The organism is Woeseia sp. D3-10 (assembly GCF_055809415.1).
This window is the reverse complement of record NZ_JBVVTW010000004.1, coordinates 1-17927: the sequence shown is the minus strand read 5'-3', so window position 1 is coordinate 17927 and position 17927 is coordinate 1. Positions and strand designations below refer to the sequence as shown.

15 protein-coding genes and 4 pseudogenes are annotated in these 17927 nt (G+C 39.1%); 12 read left to right on the top strand and 7 right to left on the bottom strand.

Annotation, left to right across the window (positions count from 1 at the left end; genetic code table 11):
• A pseudogene (locus AC0L8N_RS00300) lies at positions 1-2143 on the top strand (TonB-dependent receptor plug domain-containing protein); the annotation flags it as partial.
• Between the two features lie 22 nt (positions 2144-2165).
• Here AC0L8N_RS00300 and AC0L8N_RS00295 read toward each other — a convergent pair.
• Positions 2166-2948, bottom strand: a complete 783-nt coding sequence (locus tag AC0L8N_RS00295) for a tRNA (adenine(22)-N(1))-methyltransferase (protein WP_473665611.1) — start codon at positions 2946-2948, stop codon at positions 2166-2168.
• Between the two features lie 80 nt (positions 2949-3028).
• On the opposite strand from AC0L8N_RS00295, the gene AC0L8N_RS00290 reads away from it, so the two are divergent.
• From AC0L8N_RS00290 to AC0L8N_RS00275, 4 genes are read left to right on the top strand one after another with little or no spacing between them, the layout of a single operon-like run.
• On the top strand, positions 3029-3670 hold the full coding sequence (locus AC0L8N_RS00290; protein ID WP_472674824.1) for a thiol:disulfide interchange protein DsbA/DsbL: 642 nt from the start codon (positions 3029-3031) through the stop codon (positions 3668-3670).
• Between the two features lie 15 nt (positions 3671-3685).
• Positions 3686-4285 (top strand): pentapeptide repeat-containing protein, encoded by a 600-nt coding sequence (locus AC0L8N_RS00285; protein WP_472674823.1) that lies wholly within the window; start codon positions 3686-3688, stop codon positions 4283-4285.
• Positions 4286-4321: 36 nt separating this feature from the next.
• Positions 4322-4801: an MgtC/SapB family protein gene (locus tag AC0L8N_RS00280; RefSeq protein WP_472674822.1), complete on the top strand. Its 480-nt coding sequence runs from the start codon at positions 4322-4324 to the stop codon at positions 4799-4801.
• A 55-nt stretch (positions 4802-4856) separates the two neighbouring features.
• Positions 4857-5084: a DUF2798 domain-containing protein gene (locus AC0L8N_RS00275; RefSeq protein ID WP_472674821.1), complete on the top strand. Its 228-nt coding sequence runs from the start codon at positions 4857-4859 to the stop codon at positions 5082-5084.
• An 85-nt stretch (positions 5085-5169) separates the two neighbouring features.
• Here the strand turns inward: AC0L8N_RS00275 and AC0L8N_RS00270 are convergent, their stop codons facing one another.
• The 3 genes from AC0L8N_RS00270 to AC0L8N_RS00260 all read right to left on the bottom strand — a co-directional run bounded on the left by AC0L8N_RS00270 (position 5170) and on the right by AC0L8N_RS00260 (position 8942).
• Positions 5170-5751 (bottom strand): DUF416 family protein, encoded by a 582-nt coding sequence (locus AC0L8N_RS00270; RefSeq protein WP_473665610.1) that lies wholly within the window; start codon positions 5749-5751, stop codon positions 5170-5172.
• 67 nt (positions 5752-5818) lie between these two features.
• Complete coding sequence (locus AC0L8N_RS00265) at positions 5819-6358, bottom strand: hypothetical protein (RefSeq protein ID WP_473665609.1); 540 nt, start codon at positions 6356-6358, stop codon at positions 5819-5821.
• A complete protein-coding gene (locus AC0L8N_RS00260) occupies positions 6336-8942 on the bottom strand; it encodes a coiled-coil domain-containing protein (protein WP_473665608.1) in 2607 nt (868 codons plus the stop codon). The genes AC0L8N_RS00265 and AC0L8N_RS00260 overlap by 23 nt, the downstream gene beginning before the upstream one ends.
• A 151-nt stretch (positions 8943-9093) precedes the next feature.
• Here AC0L8N_RS00260 and AC0L8N_RS00255 point away from each other — a divergent pair, with 151 nt between their 5' ends.
• The gene (locus AC0L8N_RS00255) at positions 9094-9477 is read left to right on the top strand and encodes a DUF2721 domain-containing protein (RefSeq protein ID WP_472675849.1); all 384 of its coding nucleotides are present in this window, start codon (positions 9094-9096) and stop codon (positions 9475-9477) included.
• Positions 9478-9648: 171 nt separating this feature from the next.
• On the opposite strand, the gene orn is transcribed toward AC0L8N_RS00255, so the two are convergent.
• Positions 9649-10194: an oligoribonuclease gene (orn, locus tag AC0L8N_RS00250; protein ID WP_210560430.1), complete on the bottom strand. Its 546-nt coding sequence runs from the start codon at positions 10192-10194 to the stop codon at positions 9649-9651.
• Between the two features lie 111 nt (positions 10195-10305).
• Between orn and rsgA the strand changes: the two are divergent.
• The 6 genes and pseudogenes from rsgA (at position 10306) to AC0L8N_RS00220 (ending at position 16072) form a co-directional block, all read left to right on the top strand.
• A pseudogene (gene rsgA, locus AC0L8N_RS00245) lies at positions 10306-11368 on the top strand (small ribosomal subunit biogenesis GTPase RsgA).
• Between the two features lie 61 nt (positions 11369-11429).
• On the top strand, positions 11430-12299 hold the full coding sequence (gene asd / locus AC0L8N_RS00240; protein ID WP_473665607.1) for an archaetidylserine decarboxylase: 870 nt from the start codon (positions 11430-11432) through the stop codon (positions 12297-12299).
• Between the two features lie 6 nt (positions 12300-12305).
• Positions 12306-13178 (top strand): DMT family transporter, encoded by an 873-nt coding sequence (locus AC0L8N_RS00235; protein WP_472674817.1) that lies wholly within the window; start codon positions 12306-12308, stop codon positions 13176-13178.
• A 36-nt stretch (positions 13179-13214) separates the two neighbouring features.
• A complete protein-coding gene (locus AC0L8N_RS00230; protein WP_473665606.1) occupies positions 13215-13931 on the top strand; it encodes a glycerophosphodiester phosphodiesterase in 717 nt (238 codons plus the stop codon).
• A 10-nt stretch (positions 13932-13941) separates the two neighbouring features.
• Entirely contained in the window at positions 13942-14391 is a 450-nt protein-coding gene (locus tag AC0L8N_RS00225) for a hypothetical protein (protein ID WP_473665605.1), read from the top strand.
• 88 nt (positions 14392-14479) lie between these two features.
• Positions 14480-16072 carry a GAF domain-containing hybrid sensor histidine kinase/response regulator gene (locus AC0L8N_RS00220; protein WP_473665604.1) on the top strand — a complete coding sequence of 531 codons (1593 nt, stop codon included), beginning with the start codon at positions 14480-14482 and terminating at the stop codon, positions 16070-16072.
• A 39-nt stretch (positions 16073-16111) separates the two neighbouring features.
• On the opposite strand, the pseudogene epmA reads toward AC0L8N_RS00220, so the two are convergent.
• Both epmA and efp read right to left on the bottom strand, forming a co-directional pair.
• Positions 16112-17106: pseudogene (epmA, locus tag AC0L8N_RS00215) on the bottom strand (elongation factor P--(R)-beta-lysine ligase).
• Positions 17107-17270: 164 nt separating this feature from the next.
• Positions 17271-17833: pseudogene (efp, locus tag AC0L8N_RS00210) on the bottom strand (elongation factor P).
• Positions 17834-17927 lie beyond the last annotated feature (94 nt).

Genomic DNA, 17927 nt, shown 5'->3' with positions numbered 1-17927 from the left:
CACCTGTTGGTCGTGGTAGTTCAGCGGTCAACTTAAACATAATCCCAACCTCGGCTATTAAGCGAGTTGAGGTATTGCGTGACGGCGCGGCTGCACAATATGGCTCTGATGCCATTGCCGGCGTTATCAATATTGTTTTGAAAGACGCTTCAGAGGGCGGCAGCGTAAGCTTAACTTATGGTGAGTATGACTCACAAATGGCTGGTTCACCTCAGCTACTTGAAACGGGTATTGATGCTAATGGCAACCTTGATTTTACTAAAGGCGCTGACGAAACCTTCGATGACGGCGCAACTCGCACTTTTAGCGCAAACAGTGGTTTTGCCCTAGGCGAAAAAGGTTTTGTGAATGTGTCTTTAGAGCTACGTAACAACGAACCAACTAATCGCTCTGGCATAGACGAAAGAGAGCAATACAATCGTTTGGCGGATGGCACTTTAGACCCTAGTGAATTAACCATTGACCGTTATAACCATCGCTTTGGTAAAGCCGAGATTGAAGATATGGCGTTGTTTTATAACTTAGGTTACGCCCTATCAGAGTCTGTTGATTTATATTCATTTGGTAGTTATTCAGATCGTGAAGGCAACTCAGGCGGTTTCTATCGCCGTGCTAAAGACTCACGAAATGTTGAGTCTATTTATGCCGACGGTTTTTTACCACAGATAGTCTCTGATGTTAAAGATTACGCCTTTGCCATTGGGGTTAATGGCGAGACAAACGATTGGACTTGGGACGTAAGTGCGAATTACGGACTCAACGACTTTGGTTTAGGAGTTACAAATAGTTTAAACACGTCTCTTGGCGAAAATAGTCCAACATCATTTGACAATGGTGCCTTAAAATATCAACAAATTGTCTTAAATGCTGATGCTAATACCTCGGTAGATTTAGGTTTGCCTGACATTGTGTATTTGACGATTGGCGCTGAATACCGACACGAAAATTACCAAATAGAAGTGGGTGAAGAAGCCTCTTACATTACGGCTACTGACGCAAACGGAGATCCAATTGCCTCTGGTGGCGCACAAGTTCTATCGGGTTTTTCTCCTGATAGCGCAACCGACGAAAGCCGTCACAATGTAGCGGTTTTTGCAGAGCTAGATACGTATTTGACAGAGAGTTTAAATGTGATCCTTGCCGGTCGTTTTGAAGACTATAGCGACTTTGGCAGTACCTTCACTTCTAAACTAGCCGCACGTTATAGTGTAACCGATGACTTTTCTCTTCGTGGCGCAATTAGCACAGGCTTTAGGGCACCTTCACTGGCGCAAACCTCATATAAGTCTATCAGTACAGTTTTTGAAAACGGTATTCCTAGAGAGGTAGGCTTATTCCCTGTGACGGATGATGCAGCAGTAGCGCTAGGAGCACAAGAATTAGAAGCTGAAGAGTCAGTAAATGCAACGGCTGGCTTTATTTATACTTATGACGACTTCACCTTCACGGTGGATGCTTATCGAGATAAAAATTGATGACCGTATAGTGCTTTCAGAAAACTTAAGAGGTGATGCAGTTGTAGATATTCTGCAACAAGCAGGTGAAACCAACGCACAAAGCGTTCGCTATTTTACCAATGCAATAGACTCTACAACTAAAGGTGTTGATATTGTTGCAACTTACCGCTTTAATTTAAACGGTTTGGGTGAAGCAGGCTTTGGCTCTTTAACGTTAAATGCAGCAGCGAATATAAACGATACAGAAGTAACACACATAAAAGATAATCCAGCTGAATTAGCGGCACTTGGCGACACTTACTCAATACTTTGCACGCAGAGAAGTGGCTCGTTTTGAACAAGGCACGCCAAAAAACAAAGTTAATTTATCGGCGACTTGGGATTATAACGATTGGTCAACCACGCTTAGAGCAACGCGATATGGCGAAGTGGTTGATGTTTCAAGTAACCCAGAGAATGATGAAGTGTTAGCGGCAAAATGGATTACTGATGTTGAGGTCTCGTATCAAGCTAATGAGAAATGGACGGTATCTGTAGGTGCAAATAACCTATTTGATCAATACCCTCAAGACACGGTAAGCAACATAGGTTTTAGTAACTTTAATCAGATATTTACCTACAGTGCATTTACACCTTACAGCTTAGATGGTCGTTTTGTTTACGGTAACGTTAGCTACCGTTTCTAAATGTTAACCCTGAAAGAGGCGTCTACTTTGAAGTCAATTGAAGTGACGCCTTTTCAATTTTCACCCTTTCATACGACGCAAGAGCACTGTCGGCAAGGTTGCTGTTTCCCTTTTGCATTCGTTTATAATGCTCTAATGTTTTTGATAAATAGCGTTCAAGCATGTTTTGTTCGGTTGCGGTCTGATATTGCCAAAGGGCCTCACCTACAACGCTAACTTTTTGTGATTGCGGTAAGCTAGCTGTTGTTACTAAAAGTACCTCATAAAAACGGCGGTTCTCTTCTACTACCTCCTCATGGTGTAGACTAAATTCCATTTTCCTTAGTTGGTTACGTAGTGAAAATTGATGATGCACAGGGCACAACAGAAAATCTAACGCTAGGTCTGGAAATCGTTGCTTTAGTTGAGTGATAAACTCAAGCATTAAGTCGCCGCCAACGCCCGCAATAATTATTAAATGTTTGCCGTTAGGTTTTTCTATGCGGTTTAAGGGTAAACAGGAAACGTCTTCACACAATACTTGCCACTGATGTTGTTGATTTGGAAAAAACTGTTTTAGGTTTTGCTCTAAATTAGCCATTAGCTCAGGCACAATATCAACAAAAAAGAGCTGGCTACTTATGCCGTTTTTTAACAATGCTGCACCCAGTTGACCATGATCACAACAGGTATCCCAAATATAGTCATAGTTATATTGTTTATGGGCATGCTCTGCAATTGATTGAATTGTACTTAAACGATTGCTAAGTCTCACCTGTTGGCGTCCTATTTTACTATTATGAATAGCTACTGATTGAATAATCATCGCGTTACTGCAACAATCATTTTATATTATTGATAACTCGATACAAAGGAATCTTAATGGACCGTTGCAAGGACAAAAACATGTCAAAAAATACTCTGCTAATTACAACTTTGTTTACGCTTGCAGTTACGCTTTTTGCATTCCAATCAAACGCAGCTGAGTTTAAAGAAGGCGTGCATTATCAAGAAATAAAGCCTTATGACGTTAATAAACCTGAAGTCCGTGAGTTCTTTTCATTTTACTGCCCTCATTGTTTTAAGCAAGAGAGCTTCATGAGAGAAATTAAATCAACCTTACCGGCCGGTACTGCGTTTATAAATAACCATGTCGAGAACATGCCTGGTCAAAATGTTGAAGTTGAAATATATCTAGGTAAAGCCTTGATTGTTGCGGAACGATTAAAACTAAAAACTCGCTTTACTGATGCCGTGTTTAATCTTATTCATGTCAAAAAACAGAAGCTAACCTCTGTTCGCCAAGTAAATTCTATTTTTACCCGCCTAGGTGTCGAAACGAAAAAAGTATCAAAACTTATCAATAGTTTTGTTATTAAAGGTGAATATGCGAGTCGCAGTAAAAAAACTCAATTGCTCCGTGAACAAGGCATTAATAGCGTGCCTGCGCTAATTATCAATGGTCGATACAAAACGTTGGGTAATGGCTTTAAATCAAAACAAGAATACTTCGCTTTGATTCAGTATTTATTAAATAAACCGCTTTAATAACAAGGTAATATTTTGACCAAATATATAGACAGCAACGCCCATTATTTAGATGAGTATTTTACCGACTTAGATATGTCTGACAGCCTTGTAGCGGAAGGTGAGTTTGAAGGTTGTACGTTCACAGACTGTAATTTTAGTGATGTAAACTTTGAAGACTGTAAATTTATAGAGTGTCATTTTGTTCGCTGCAACCTAAGCTTATCCAAAGTTGGAGGGTGCCAGTTTTCAGATGTTTTGTTTGCAGATTGCAAAATGTTGGGTATTGATTGGACGCGAGCTTATTGGCCAAATATTACGTTGTCGGCGCAGGTAAAATTTGAAAAGTGCGTGCTCAATGACAGTTCATTTTTTGGATTGGAGCTACCTAGTTTGGTACTAGAAGAGTGCAAAGCCTATGATGTCGACTTTCGCGAAGGCATTTTTAAAAACGCAGACTTTAGTTTTACTGACTTTACTAATAGCCAATTTAACAAAACGGTTTTAAATAATGTTAACTTTACCGAAGCCGTCGGCTATTCCATTAATTTATTTGAAAACGATATTGAAGGTGCAACGTTTTCAAGGTTTGAGGCCGTAAACTTACTAGAAAGTATTGGGCTAAAATTAGTTTAACGTGTATAACGCGCCTTCTTTTTTCAGAGTATTATCATGACATTAACAGAATTATTATCGATACACCCTTTTAGTTGGCAATCCATTGGTGCAGCATTATTGTGCGGTTCCATTATTGGTCTTGAACGTCAGTTACGAGGCAAGCCTGTTGGCATTAGAACCTCGTCGCTGATTGTACTAGGGACTTATATGTTCGTCGCGATTTCTGCCTTTGTTATAAACGACGCCTCTGATCCGTCTCGTATTATTGGTCAAGTCGTTACCGGCGTTGGCTTTTTAGGTGCCGGTGTAATGATGACCCGAGAAGGCGTTGTGACTGGCGTTACGTCTGCTGCAACAATATGGGCACTTGCCGCGTTAGGTGTCTGTGTAGCTGTAATTGACTCGATAGTGGCAATAAAACTGTCGGTGTTAGTTGTGGCTATTTTATACGGAATTGATGCAGTAGAAGGTTACTCTGCTAACTTAAGTCGTGGCGTACATGCCAAATACAGCAAATGGCGTCGCCACAAATAATGGCACAAGACGCAATCAAAAACAGTCAACATTTACGTCTATTCAGGAGAATTGAGTGATAAGCCAAAAGTATCACCGCATTGTTTTTTCGTTTTTTATGGCATTGATCATGTCTTGTGTTATGTCACTTGTGATCACTACTTTTAACGTAGGTATAATTCCAGGCTTATTATTAATGTGGTTAAAAGCGTGGGGATTTGCCTTTACAGTCGCATTTCCTGCTATTTTTATCGTGTCACCATTAGTACATAAATTAGTCAATTTGGTTCTCGTTGATAAATGACAAACTTGTTACGAAAAGTGCGAAAAAAAAGCAGCGTATTAATAACACTGCTTTTTATAAAGCTTACTTATTTCCAACTAAAAGACTAATCTTCCAGTGAAATTCCTATATTTGTTACGCCGTCAGCATACGCTTTGCTAAGTGCAAGTTTTTTGATTTCATTCGCCGAGAGCTTTTTCATTTCAAACGTTTCTAACCAATCAATCAACTCAGTAAGTAATTCAACTTCGTGGATCATTAGCTCATGGTCACGAATTTGAGCGTTATCTAGCTCTGTATCGCCCGCTTGGTATTCAATCAAATGGACAATACAACCTTGAGAGATTTTTGCGATATCTACACCGTCAAAATCATCTTCTGTCTGCTCACCAGCGATATAGTTTAATAGGCCTGTACAAAAGTATATTGCTGGATACACACCATACATATCAAAGTCAGCTTCATCGGGCGTTAACAATTCGACTTTTTCTTCTAACGCCGAAAAATTCAACTTACTTCCGTGAACTAATAAGCGTTCCCATAAGCTGTTCATTACGTTGTCTATTTGATGTGGCTGAGGAAATTCGGTAACTGTGGTAAAAAGTTTGTAATTTGGCAACATTCGTTGCAATAGAACGAGAGAAAGAATACCTTGCTGCTTGCGCGGAAGGGCACCGAATTCGTGCAAAGTTGTTCGCCTTGTTTTGGCTCATAAATATAATCTCAGTTTAATAGAATCAAATTGAGCAACATAATTAACTTTGTTGCTCTGATAACTGCTGCTGCGCAACAAGTTGTTGTTGGGCAAAATTGAATTTTAACCGATACTCGGTAACCTGGCTTTCTAATTCTGAAATTTTTTCATCTAAATCAGTTTTCAACCTAGAGTTTTCCGCTCTTAATTGCTGAATAACAGTTCTTGCATGATCAATTTCAGCTTCGGCCACCAATTCAGTTTCTTCTATATGACCTTGTTTATAGGCTTCTAACTCATCCCTATGTTGTTGCTCTATTTCATTAACTAGCTTTAATTCATGCTCAACTTGATGGTTTCGCTCACGTTCTTTACGTAACTCGTCTTTAACTTCTCTTAAGCGTTGTTGACTTTCAACTAGGTCATCATCAACTTGGGCCAATTGGCCCATCGAATCATCAAATCGAACTTTCAGCTGTTCAAAATCATTTTTCATTTGAGCATTTTCGATTTTGAGCGTTTCAATAAGTTCGTTAAATTCTATATTAGTTTCAAGTAACTGATCGCTTTGCTCGGTACTAACATTTTGTGCGGTAGACAATTCGAGCTTGCAATGATGCCGCTTTCTGCTCTGAGTAATTAAATTGCTCTTGCAGTTCTTGCTTAGCATCGCTGATTGTTTTCAATTCTTTTGCTAAACGACTATTTGTCGCCTCTAGCATGGCCATCGCATCATCAGCATTAGAATTACTAGCCACTTTTTCTTGATATGCAACCAACTGCTCTTTTGTTTCAGCTAATTCCACTTTAAGTTGCGTAATTTGCTGCTGAGACAATCGGTCATTCTCGTTAGCTAATGCCAGTATGTTCGCTAAGTCGTCGTTTTTGACATTTAATTGGTCAATTTGTTGTTGGTATTTAAGCTCTAGCTCGCCAATTCGACTTTGCAGGCTAGATGCTAGATCTTCGGCTACTTTAACTTTTTCTGCTAATTCTTTATTTTGTTGAGTAAGCGCAGTTGAGTTTTCATCACCATTTTGAGTTGCTATTAATAGCTCACCTTGTAGGTTATCTCTCTCTCTTTCAACGTCTTGAAGTTGCGCTGTCATGGCTAACAAGTTATTTTGTAATTGCTGATGAGCAATATCTACATCCACTTTTTGGCGCTCGATTTGCTCTTTTTCAATTGCCCAGTTAGCCGCTTGCTCTATTTTTTGAGCTTCATAAGCTTCAAGCTGTTCTGCAGTCTCACGATTGGCCTTGGTTAAGGCGTTTTCACTTTCAGTATACTTGGCGTTCAGCGCAGCAATTTGCTGTTGAGATTGGCGGTCGTTCTCTTCGGCCGACGCCAGTAAGTTCGCTAAGTCGTCTTTTTTAACATTTAGTAGGTCAATTTGCTGTTGGAGTTGTTGTTCCTGCTGTTGGTTTTGCTGTTGAAGCTGCTCAATTTGTTGTTGGAGTTGTTGTTCCTGTTGTTGATATTGTTGTTCCAACTCACCAATTCGGCTTTGTAGGCTAGATGCACGATCTTCGGCCACTGCAACCTTTTCTGCTAATTCTTTATTTTGTTTTGTAAGCGCGGTTGAGTTTTCATCACTACTTTGAGTCGCTATTAATAGCTCACCTTGTAGGCTATCCCTTTCACTTTCGAGGTCTTTTAGCTGCGCCGTCATCGCTAACAAGTTATTTTGTAATTGCTGATGAGCAGTGTCTACATCCACTTTTTGTCGCTCAAGTTGTTCTTTTTCTAAAGCCCAGATAGCTGCTTGCTCGCTTTTTTGCAATTCATGGGCTTCAAGCTGTTCTGCAGCTTCACGACTTGCTTGCGTTAAGGCATTTTCTTTTTCAATATACTTTGCGTTCAGTTCAGCGATTTGCTGCTGATATTGCTGCTTTTGCTGGTCAATTTTCTGTTCAGCTATGAGTTGTTGTTCAGACTTAGACTTTGTTGCCGTTTCTAACGCATTTTTGGTTTCTTTTTGGCTTATTTCTAAAAGATTAGTTAGCTTATTTGAGTTAGCTAACGCCTCAGTTAAGGCACTTTCTTTTTCAATATACTTGGCGTTTAGATCAGCGATTTGTTCGATAAAATCGGTCTTCTGAGAATCAAGTGAGTCGTTCAATTCCTTTATCGTAGACTCTAGAGATTCGACATTAGCTTGCTTTTGCTGTTCTTGGCGAACCTGCTCTTGTACTAATTCAGCATTGCGTTTTTCGAGCTTATGAATTTGCAGCTCAAGATTTTGCACCTTTTCTATTTGTGTTACTACGTTGTCTTTACTAGATGACAACTGCTCTTCTAATGCAATATAAGCTTGTTCTTTTTTACTCAACTCCAATGATAGCGTCTTATTACTTTCTTCAGCGCCTTGGAACTTTAATTTGTACTCAACACCTAACTGCGTCTTTTCTTCTAACAGCTCTTCAAGGTGATCAATTTTTTCGGTCAACGATGTCGTTAATTGCTGAAGAGAGCTTAACTCTCCAACTTGTTTTTCTATATCGGATTGATAACCGATAACTTCTTCTTGCAACATCTTATTGTCAAAAGCATCAACTTCAACTTGTTGCTCTAATTCTGCAACGCGATTTTTAAGTTTTGATATGCTTTGGTTCTGCTCGACTTGTTGTTTTGCGAATTCAGTTTCTGCTTCATTTTGACTTGTCGAAAACTTGGTTTGTTGCTCTTGCAGTTGTTGTTTATGATTGACGTTTTCTTCTGAGGTCTTGTCTAGTAAATCGGAAAGGTGACTAATTTGTTGCTGCAACTCGACTAGCTGCTCAGCTTGCTTTTCAGCTAATATTTTTGATTGGTTCGTATCTTCAATTTCTGCATTAGTTGCCTGAGTTGACTCAATAATATCTTTTAAATCGCCAATTTCGGTCATAAATTGACTAATTGATAAGTCTTTAACAAGCAACTGTTCAGAGAGCCGCTCAGACTCCAGTTCAGCTTTTTTGAGCTTCTCTGTGAGTAACGCAATTTCACTTCCATCGGCTATCGGCTGCGCTTGCTGCAAAGCTTCGAGTTGTTCTTCTTGAATTGTTAAGTGCTGTGACAATTCCACAAGGGCATCTTCTGCTTCCTGCTTGTCATTCTCTACCACGGCTAACGTCTTTTGCAATTTTGCTAATTCGTCTTTTACCTTTAGTAGCTCTTGTTCTTCCACTTTATTTACAGCCAATGGTCGCTCTCCATGAAAGGCTCGACTTAATTAAAAACAGAATAGCAACTTTTGTTATGAAAAATAACTAATTTTTATGGCAAAAATAATTGTCATTAATCATAGACTGTCTGTATGCTTTTTAAACCCTAGTTTTATTGATGTATTCGACATGACGTTAACCACTCCAGCACTACTTTTTCCTGCTATCTCTTTGCTTTTATTAGCTTATACCAACCGATTTCTTGTTCTTGCGCAACTGATTAGAGAACTAAATCAGAGAAACAATAAAGGCCTGGAAATCGTTGTTAAAAGACAAATCACCAACTTAAAAAGTCGCTTACATTTAATCCGCTCGATGCAAACCTGTGGCGTATTAAGTTTTCTACTGTGTGTATTGGCTATGCTGGCGTTATTTCTAGAGCAACCGCAACTTGGTTCTATTATGTTTGGGTGTAGTTTATTAACCTTAGTTTTGTCGTTGTTAATGTCGTTATATGAAGTGTGGATAAGCTGCAGAGCAATTGAAATCGAACTTGAGTCAATGCAAGACTAAGGAAATATCTAATAAAAGTTCAATTGATGGTAACAATTTAATAGATTTCAGACACAAAAAAACCGCATGTGATTAACATCTAACATTGCGGTTTTTGTTTTAACTGAATAACTTCATTTTAGCCAGTTGCTTAGATAAATTTACGACCTTTGGCTAAACTTGGCTTTTTAATTAAAGCTTAAAAAAAGTGTCTTTATAATGTTTAAGCTCTGCAATACTCTCGCGAATATCATCAAGGGCTAAATGAACACCTTTTTTCTGAACGCCGTCTAGAACTTCAGGGCGCCATCTTCTGCCTAATTCTTTAATTGTGCTTACATCTATATTTCTGTAGTGGAAAAACTCTTCTAGAGAAAGCATGTGAATATGCATAAAGCGACGGTCTTGACCTATGCTATTTCCGCACATTGGAGAAACACCAGCTGGCACATAATCCTTTAGAAAATCAATAGTCATTTCACAGGCTTGCGCTTCTGTTACTGTGCTTTTTTTACAGCGGTCAGTAAGGCCAGTTTTACCGTGTTGGCGAATGCACCACTCATCCATGTTATCTAAAATCTCGTCCGACTGATGGATGGCTAGTTCTGGGCCTTCGGCAATGATATTTAATTCACTGTCGGTGACTATGGTGGCTATTTCCAAAACTTTGCAATGTCTTGGCTCTAGTCCAGTCATTTCTAAATCTACCCAAACTAGGTTATTTTCACTAAAAGACATATAAGGGCCTACTCATTCCTTTTTATCAAGGTCGGTTACGTATACTATAAAGGCATTGTTATTCTTTTTAATGACTTTCACAAGTTTTAATAACTAAATCATAGAGCAAAAGTGGCAAAACAAAAGAAATTATCCAAATCTCAAACACGTCGTATCAAGGCCAATCAAAGTAAGCGATTAGCTAAAGCGAAAGGTGCTGAAAATCAAGAACCAGAAGCAGTTGTTGATGATGCGTTATTAGGCCCGCAAAGTTTCGGTCGTGTAATTACTCGCTATGGTCAGCATGCCGATGTAGAAATGGAAGATCAAACCATGATCCGCTGTAACATTCGTCGTAATGTTGCATCATTAGTTTGCGGTGACTCTGTCGTTTGGCGACCATATACAGTTAACAATGAAGACTTCCAAGGTGTAATAGAAGCCGTTGAACCACGAACCAGTGAATTTGTTCGACCTGACTTTTATGACGGTTTAAAACCTGTGGCTGCCAATATTGACCGTATTTTGATTGTATCTGCGTTGCTACCGGATTTAACGCCTAACATTATTGACCGCTATTTGGTTGCCGTTGAACAACTTAGCATTACACCAATCATCCTAATAAACAAAATGGATCTGCTCGACGACTCTAACCGCGATGTAGTGGAAAATACCGTCGCCTTGTATCGCTCTATTGGATACGAAGTGGTTACCCTGTCTGCTATTGAAGAAGAAGGCATTGATCAGGTAAAACAACTTATCGAAGGGCACACCAGCGTGTTTGTTGGTCGAATCTGGAGTGGGTAAGTCATCACTTACTAACGCAATACTACCAGACGTAAACATTGAAACAAAAATTGTATCAACGAATAGCCGTTTGGGTCAGCACACAACAACCGCTTCTAGGCTCTATCGTTTAGAAAATGGCGGCGCTGTTATTGACTCACCAGGAATACGTGAATTTGCAATGTGGCATTTAAGCCAAGAAGAAATATTGGCTGGTTTTGTAGAGTTTTCAGACTTTATAACGCAATGTAAGTTTAGAGACTGTAGCCATAAAAACGACCCTGGTTGCGCATTAAAACAAGCAATTAAAGATGGTCATGTTAGTGAGCAACGCTATCAAAGTTATATTCGAATTTTACAAACCGTTGATGAAATTACGCTTCGTCATCAGTCTAAAGATTCAAAATAATTCTCAAATTACGGTCTGTCGGTTACAATAATCGGCTCACGAAAAACAGTAGGAAATGACAGTGAAATACGACAATTTAAAATTAGCCTTTCAGTACGCATTACCAAAGCATGGTGTGTCTAAACTTGTCGGTTATTTAGCAAAAGCAAAGCTTGGTTTTGTCACCACGTTTTTTATTAAAAGTTTCATAAAAGCTTACGACATTAATATGGACGAAGCGAAATACCCAGATCCAACACATTACAAAACCTTTAACGACTTTTTCACCCGTGAGTTGGCTGAAGATGTTCGTACTATTGTTGATGGCGAAAACGAAATTGCACATCCTGTAGATGGTGCCGTAAGCCAACTGGGTAAAATTGATGATGGTCGTTTAGTACAAGCTAAAAACCATTACTACACAGCATTAGAATTACTAGGCGGCTACGAAGATTTAGCAGAGAAGTTTGATGACGGTGATTTTGCCTGTATCTACCTTGCGCCTAGTGACTACCACCGTTTGCATATGCCAGTTGCTGGCACATTAACAGATATGATCTACGTACCGGGGGACGCGTTTTCTGTTAACCCATTAACGGCGCAAAACGTGCCTAACTTGTTTGCTCGTAATGAGCGTGTTGTGGCAATGTTTGATACTGAACTTGGCCCAATGGCGATGGTATTAGTAGGCGCTACTATTGTAAGAAGTATCGAAACAGTATGGGCTGGTGAAATTACACCTCCTCGCGGTAAGTTTGTTAATCGTTGGGATTACCCAGCGGAAGGCGAAAAGTCTGTTAAGTTAGAACGTGGCGAAGAAATGGGTCGCTTTAAATTAGGTTCAACGGTTGTTTGTCTATTTGGAAAAGACGCTATTGAATTTGCAGACGATGTTAAAGCAGGTTCAACCACTCGCTTAGGTGAACTGTTCGCAACTAAAAAGTCTAACTAAATCAATATGCCAGGCTTACTGCAACTCCACCTTGGGGTGCTTCTCTTAGGTGGGGCTGGGCTTTTTGCCAAATTAATTGATTTACCTGCTCTGGATATGACGGCTTATCGAGCTATATTTGCCGTTATATTTCTGGCTTTATTCATTCGTTATAAAAAACAATCCTTAACACTTAAATCAAAAAAAGATGCACTAACCGCCTTAGCGATTGGCACATTGGCTGCAATTCACTGGGTCACCTACTTTTACGCGATCCAAATTACAACAGTGGCTATCGCCATGTTAGCGCTTTTCACCTATCCCATGATGACGGTTTTTATTGAGCCCTTATTTAGACGCACTCGCCCTACCAATAAAGATATGGTTTTGGGTTTAGCAGTATTATTTGGCGTGGCTATGCTATTCCCAGACTTATGGTTTGGTGGTGAGTCATTAAGTGACGATACACTGATGGGAATAGGCTGTGGTTTAATTTCTGCGTTTTGTTTTGCACTTCGAAACATCCTAGTTCAACACAAGTTTAGTCACTATTCGGGTGGCCAATCTATGTTTTTTCAATTTTTGGTGACCGCCCTCTTATTATTTCCAATTGCAGAGACGCCTGCGTTAGACCTCACAGCTGAGTCTATCGGTAAGCTCATTTTATTTGCCGTGGTATTCTCTGCGTGTGCACATGCTCTATTTGCGTCTGCTATTTCATTGACCTCAGCAAAAACCGCCTCTTTGGTTGGTTGCTTACAACCAGTTTATGGTATTACTTTCGCATTTTTAATTCTTGCTGAAGTGCCTGCACTTGCTACTATTGGTGGAGGATCTATTATTCTCGCTGCGGCAATATATGAAACTCAGGCAACTAAAAAAGCCTCCGCTAAACAATAAGCTGCGCTCACGCCAACAAAATAAAGAGTACGCCTTATGATGGTTTTTGCTCATCGCGGTGAATCGGCACTGCATCCGGAAAATAGTCGTGTCGCTATTCGCCACTGCAACGATGATATGATGCACGGTGTGGAAATTGATATCTTTGAAACCGAAAATGACTTTGTAGTGTTCCACGACAGGTGGCTTACTCGGTTATTAAACATCGACAAACATGTTACTCAGCTTTCAGACTACGATTTACAGACAATACAAGGGAATGATGGTGAACCATTGCCAACATTGTCCTGGCTTATTGAGTATTGTGCTCAATTTGAATTTGTTTTAAACATTGAGATTAAATACCTTAAATCTATAAAGCGTTTTGAACGAGAATTAAGCCGACTTTGTAGTGAATTCAATTTTGATCGAAGTCGTCTGATTATTTCTTCTTTTAATCACCATTATTTAAAAGATATCTCTGAACACCTGCCAGATTTGAAACTTGGTCTATTATTAGCGGTAAACCCAATAAATATTGAGTCTTTGTTAAAGGACTTTGCTTTGTATAGTGTTCATTTGGATATGGACTGCCTAAACTTAAAGCTTGTACATGCAATACAAGCACAAGGGTTGAAAGTTTTTGTTTTTACTGTTGACCGTGCCGAAGAAATTAAATGGTTATACAATAATGGAATAGATGGACTTTTTGCGAATCACCCAAGGCAAGCTTTTAATATTATTGAGCAATTAACGATGACCTCTACTGATTAGGAGATATCATATGGCGTTAAATTTATCGACTGGTGCCGATCTATGTTTTCGTTCTGAAACCGCAAAATTACTTGCACTGAATGTGGCCCAGATTCATACAGGCATGTTAGACGGTGAAAACTCCATTGAGCAAATCGGCGACTCTTTTCAAAATCTTGCTAACTTTTGCTTATCGATGCAAAGTAACGATGAGTGTTCAAAGGAAACACAACAAGCTGCCGCCAAAATGTATGAAAAAGTAAATGGTGCAATTGTCGCTTTCCAATTTTATGATCGCCTTGCACAGAGACTCAATCACGTTCAAGAAAACTTAGTTTTACTTGCCGACTTATTAAGTGATAACGAAAAATTAGAAAGCCCGGAAGATTGGGGTTCGTTGCGAATAAAGATTCGTTCTAGTTATAGTATTGATAGTGAAATGGCGATGTATGAAGCTGTTATGAATGGGGCCGGTTATTGAAGAGGCTATTGAGCTGTTTAAAAAAGAGCTAAACCAAAGTTCGAGTGACCAAGCTATCGAACTGTTTTAACTGCGCGGAAAAAAATTAATGAAGTCTGCGCCGTTACATTGGAAAGAATCGGAGAGGGTAAAAAAACTTATTGAGTATGAAGTTTTAGACACTGAAGCAGAAAAGTCATTCGACGATTTGACTGAGTTGGCCTCTGAGATTTGTGGTACTCCTATATCTCTCATAAGTTTAGTGGATCCAGATCGACAGTGGTTTAAAAGTAAAGTTGGTTTAGGTGCCAATGAAACAAACCGAGACATTGCTTTTTGTAGCCATGCAATCTTACAAGACGAAGTTTTTGAGGTAGAAGACGCCAGTAAGGATGAACGCTTTTTTGATAACCCCCTCGTTACTGAAAATCCAGATATACGCTTTTACGCAGGTATGCCATTAAAATCACCTGAAGGTCTTCCTATTGGTACACTTTGCGTTTATGATCAAATTCCTAAGAAACTCGATGCTCATCAGAAAAAGGCGTTAGAGATACTAGGCCGTGAAGTCATTAACCAATTAGAACTTAGAGTCAAAACTAAAAGATTAGAACAGGCAAATCAGTTTAAGACTGAGTTCTTATCAAACATGTCTCACGAAATTCGTACACCACTTAACGCAATTATTGGGTTTAGCGAGTTACTACTCAGTGACGCCGATACATTACTTAAGGATAAACAAGCTAGAAGCTATATTGAAAACATAGATTTTAGTGGCAAGCACTTATTATCGATGGTTAATGCGGTTTTAGAGCTGAGTAAAATTGAAGCCGGTAAGATGACATTAGAACCTCAACATTTTGACGTATGCGACACTGTTGATAATGTTTTAAACATGTTAAACATCAAGGCTCAAGAGCAAGGCATTAACATAAGTCACTCATATTCTTCTGATAGTAACTTTGAGGTTTATTTAGACCCAGGTAAGTTGTCGCAAATTATTATTAATTTAGTTAACAACTCTATTAAGTTTTCCAATTCAGGCACTACTATAACCTTAAACTTAGAAATTCAATCTAACCAGGCCATTATTAATATCATTGATGAAGGCGTAGGAATAAGCGAACAAGACTTACCTAATATTTTTGATAAATACCACCAAGTTGGTAATAAAAAAGCACATGGCACAGGGTTAGGCTTGAGTATAACGCTTGGATTACTTGAGTTGATGAATGGCGAAATATCCGTTAGTAGTGAATTAGGAAAAGGCACACACATTAGACTAGAAATTCCACTTCCTGTTATTAAAAAACAAGTACAAAAAAAGCAGATTCAATCAGAAAAACACCTTCCGCCTGGAAAAAACATTTTAGTAGTCGAGGATAACAATATTAATCAGGTGTTAGTAAAAGCCATGCTGGAAAACCTAGGCTGCAATGTGTCACTTGCAGACAATGGTTTACAGGGCGTGCAACTGTGTAAAGACAACACGTTTGATTTAGTATTGATGGATATTAACTTACCCGACATTAATGGTTTTGAAGCAACTGAACAAATAAAAATAAATAAGCCAAACCAGACGGTTGTCGCATTAACCGCTGATGTATTTGTCGATGATAAAGACTCGTTGTTTGCCATGAAATTAACCAAGCCAATTACCTTTAGCGGGTTATCAGAGGCTATGACCCAGGTGCTTTGCTAGGTTGCTGCGAATTACAAGGTTACCAGTGTAGCTTACTCTCTAACAACGAGAGTAAGCGAAACTTATGACTTCGCTAATTGAGTCTTTTTGTTGTGAAAGTAAAAAGAGTCTATCTACGCCCAATGCTACACCTGCACAATTTGGAAAACCACTTTTTAAAGCGTCAATCAAATTCTCATCGATTGGCATAACCGGCTTATTTAACAAAGCTCGCTGTTTCGTTGTCTTTAGTAAATCGCATAAGCTGTTCTTGCTCACTTTGCAGTTCATAATAACCATTAGCGAGCTCCACCCCTTTAAAATAGAGTTCAAAACGGTGCGCTAGCGTTGAATTGTTTTTATTAATTCTGGCAAGTGCGGCTTGCGATGCGGGAAGATCATAAACAAAACAAGGACACCATTGCTCTGTCGAATTATACAAGGAATTAGGCGCGCCTAAAGTTGGCTCGATGACAACACTAAACAACCATTGCAAAAGAGTATCTTTATTAGTTTCATTGTGAACCCAGTCATCATGTGGGCTGTGGGTAAGAACTAGCGCTTTTAATTGGCTAATCTCAGTAGTATCTAGCTCAATATTGAATGCGTTTTGAAATGCAGCTTGATAACTAATACGTATCGCAGCCTGCGTATTCAAAAGATCAGCAAGGCATCAACTTCATCCATTAACGCATGTTCATCATAATCTACTCTGTACCATTCCAACATAGTAAATTCGGGATTATGTAATCGACCAGGGCTTTCATTTCGAAAGGCTTTGCATATTTGATAAATGGAACCACTACCTGCGCTTAATAAACGTTTCATGGCAAATTCAGGTGAAGTTTGTTAAAAACAACTGCTTATTTTGTCCCGAATTGTCATGAAAAAATTCACTACTAAATGCATCTAGGTGCACATCCGTAACAGTGCCATGACTAAGAAGTGGCGTATCGACTTCTAATACATCACGAGACATAAAAAATTGGCGAATTTTGTTAATAAACTTAGCTCGTTTGCTTAAGTGTTTCAATTGAGCTACTAGGTTGCCACATTAGATTTCCCTTGTATTTACGGTACCGAACATTAAAACTAGGTTACGAAGTTATTCCAAGCTGCAGGCAAAAAAAAGAGTCAGCTAAGCCGACTCTTATGTTACCAAAAATTGAATAAATCCAAACTAAACGTTACAAGTAACGACTAGTTTAGCGTCATTAATTTATTTTTGAGCACGACCAACATAGTCGCCAGTACGCGTATCAACACGAATCACTTCACCCGTTTGAACGAATAAAGGAACACGTACTACCGCACCTGTACTTAATGTAGCTGGTTTGCCACCTGTACCCGCAGTATCACCTTTTAGACCAGGGTCTGTTTCTGTAATTTCTAATTCAACAAAATTAGGCGGTGTTACAGCAATTGGGTTACCATTCCATAACGTTAGCGTACATACGTCGTTTTCTACTAACCATTTTACTGAGTCTGCAACGGCTTTTTCATCTGCTGCAATTTGCTCAAATGTATCGTTGTTCATAAAATGCCAAAACTCGCCGTATACAAGTAAGCTAGATCTGTATCCATTACGTCTGCGCCTTCAACTGACTCGCCAGACTTAAATGTTTTTTCTAATACTTTACCGCTAACTAGTTTCAATTGAACTCGGTTAAAAGCTTGGCCTTTACCTGGTTTAACGATTTCATTTTCTAAAATGTTGCAAGGCTCGCCGTCAATCATTAATTTTAGGCCAGCTTTAAATTGGTTTGTGCTGAATGAAGCCATGTCATCCTCTAAGTAGATTAATACCAAAATATAAGTGAAACGAATGATACAACAAGCAAACTTATCTGTTGAGTCCCAATGGCAAAAAGAATTA

Excerpts from the sequence above, each read along its gene's own strand:
- AC0L8N_RS00280 (WP_472674822.1), top strand. The coding sequence starts at position 4,322 with ATGACATTAACAGAATTATTATCGATACACCCTTTTAGTTGGCAATCC.
- AC0L8N_RS00230 (WP_473665606.1), top strand. The coding sequence starts at position 13,215 with ATGATGGTTTTTGCTCATCGCGGTGAATCGGCACTGCATCCGGAAAAT.
- orn (WP_210560430.1), bottom strand. The coding sequence starts at position 10,194 with ATGTCTTTTAGTGAAAATAACCTAGTTTGGGTAGATTTAGAAATGACT.
- AC0L8N_RS00295 (WP_473665611.1), bottom strand. The coding sequence starts at position 2,948 with ATGATTATTCAATCAGTAGCTATTCATAATAGTAAAATAGGACGCCAA.
- AC0L8N_RS00220 (WP_473665604.1), top strand. The coding sequence starts at position 14,480 with ATGAAGTCTGCGCCGTTACATTGGAAAGAATCGGAGAGGGTAAAAAAA.
- AC0L8N_RS00235 (WP_472674817.1), top strand. The coding sequence starts at position 12,306 with ATGCCAGGCTTACTGCAACTCCACCTTGGGGTGCTTCTCTTAGGTGGG.
- AC0L8N_RS00255 (WP_472675849.1), top strand. The coding sequence starts at position 9,094 with ATGACGTTAACCACTCCAGCACTACTTTTTCCTGCTATCTCTTTGCTT.
- AC0L8N_RS00225 (WP_473665605.1), top strand. The coding sequence starts at position 13,942 with ATGGCGTTAAATTTATCGACTGGTGCCGATCTATGTTTTCGTTCTGAA.
- AC0L8N_RS00290 (WP_472674824.1), top strand. The coding sequence starts at position 3,029 with ATGTCAAAAAATACTCTGCTAATTACAACTTTGTTTACGCTTGCAGTT.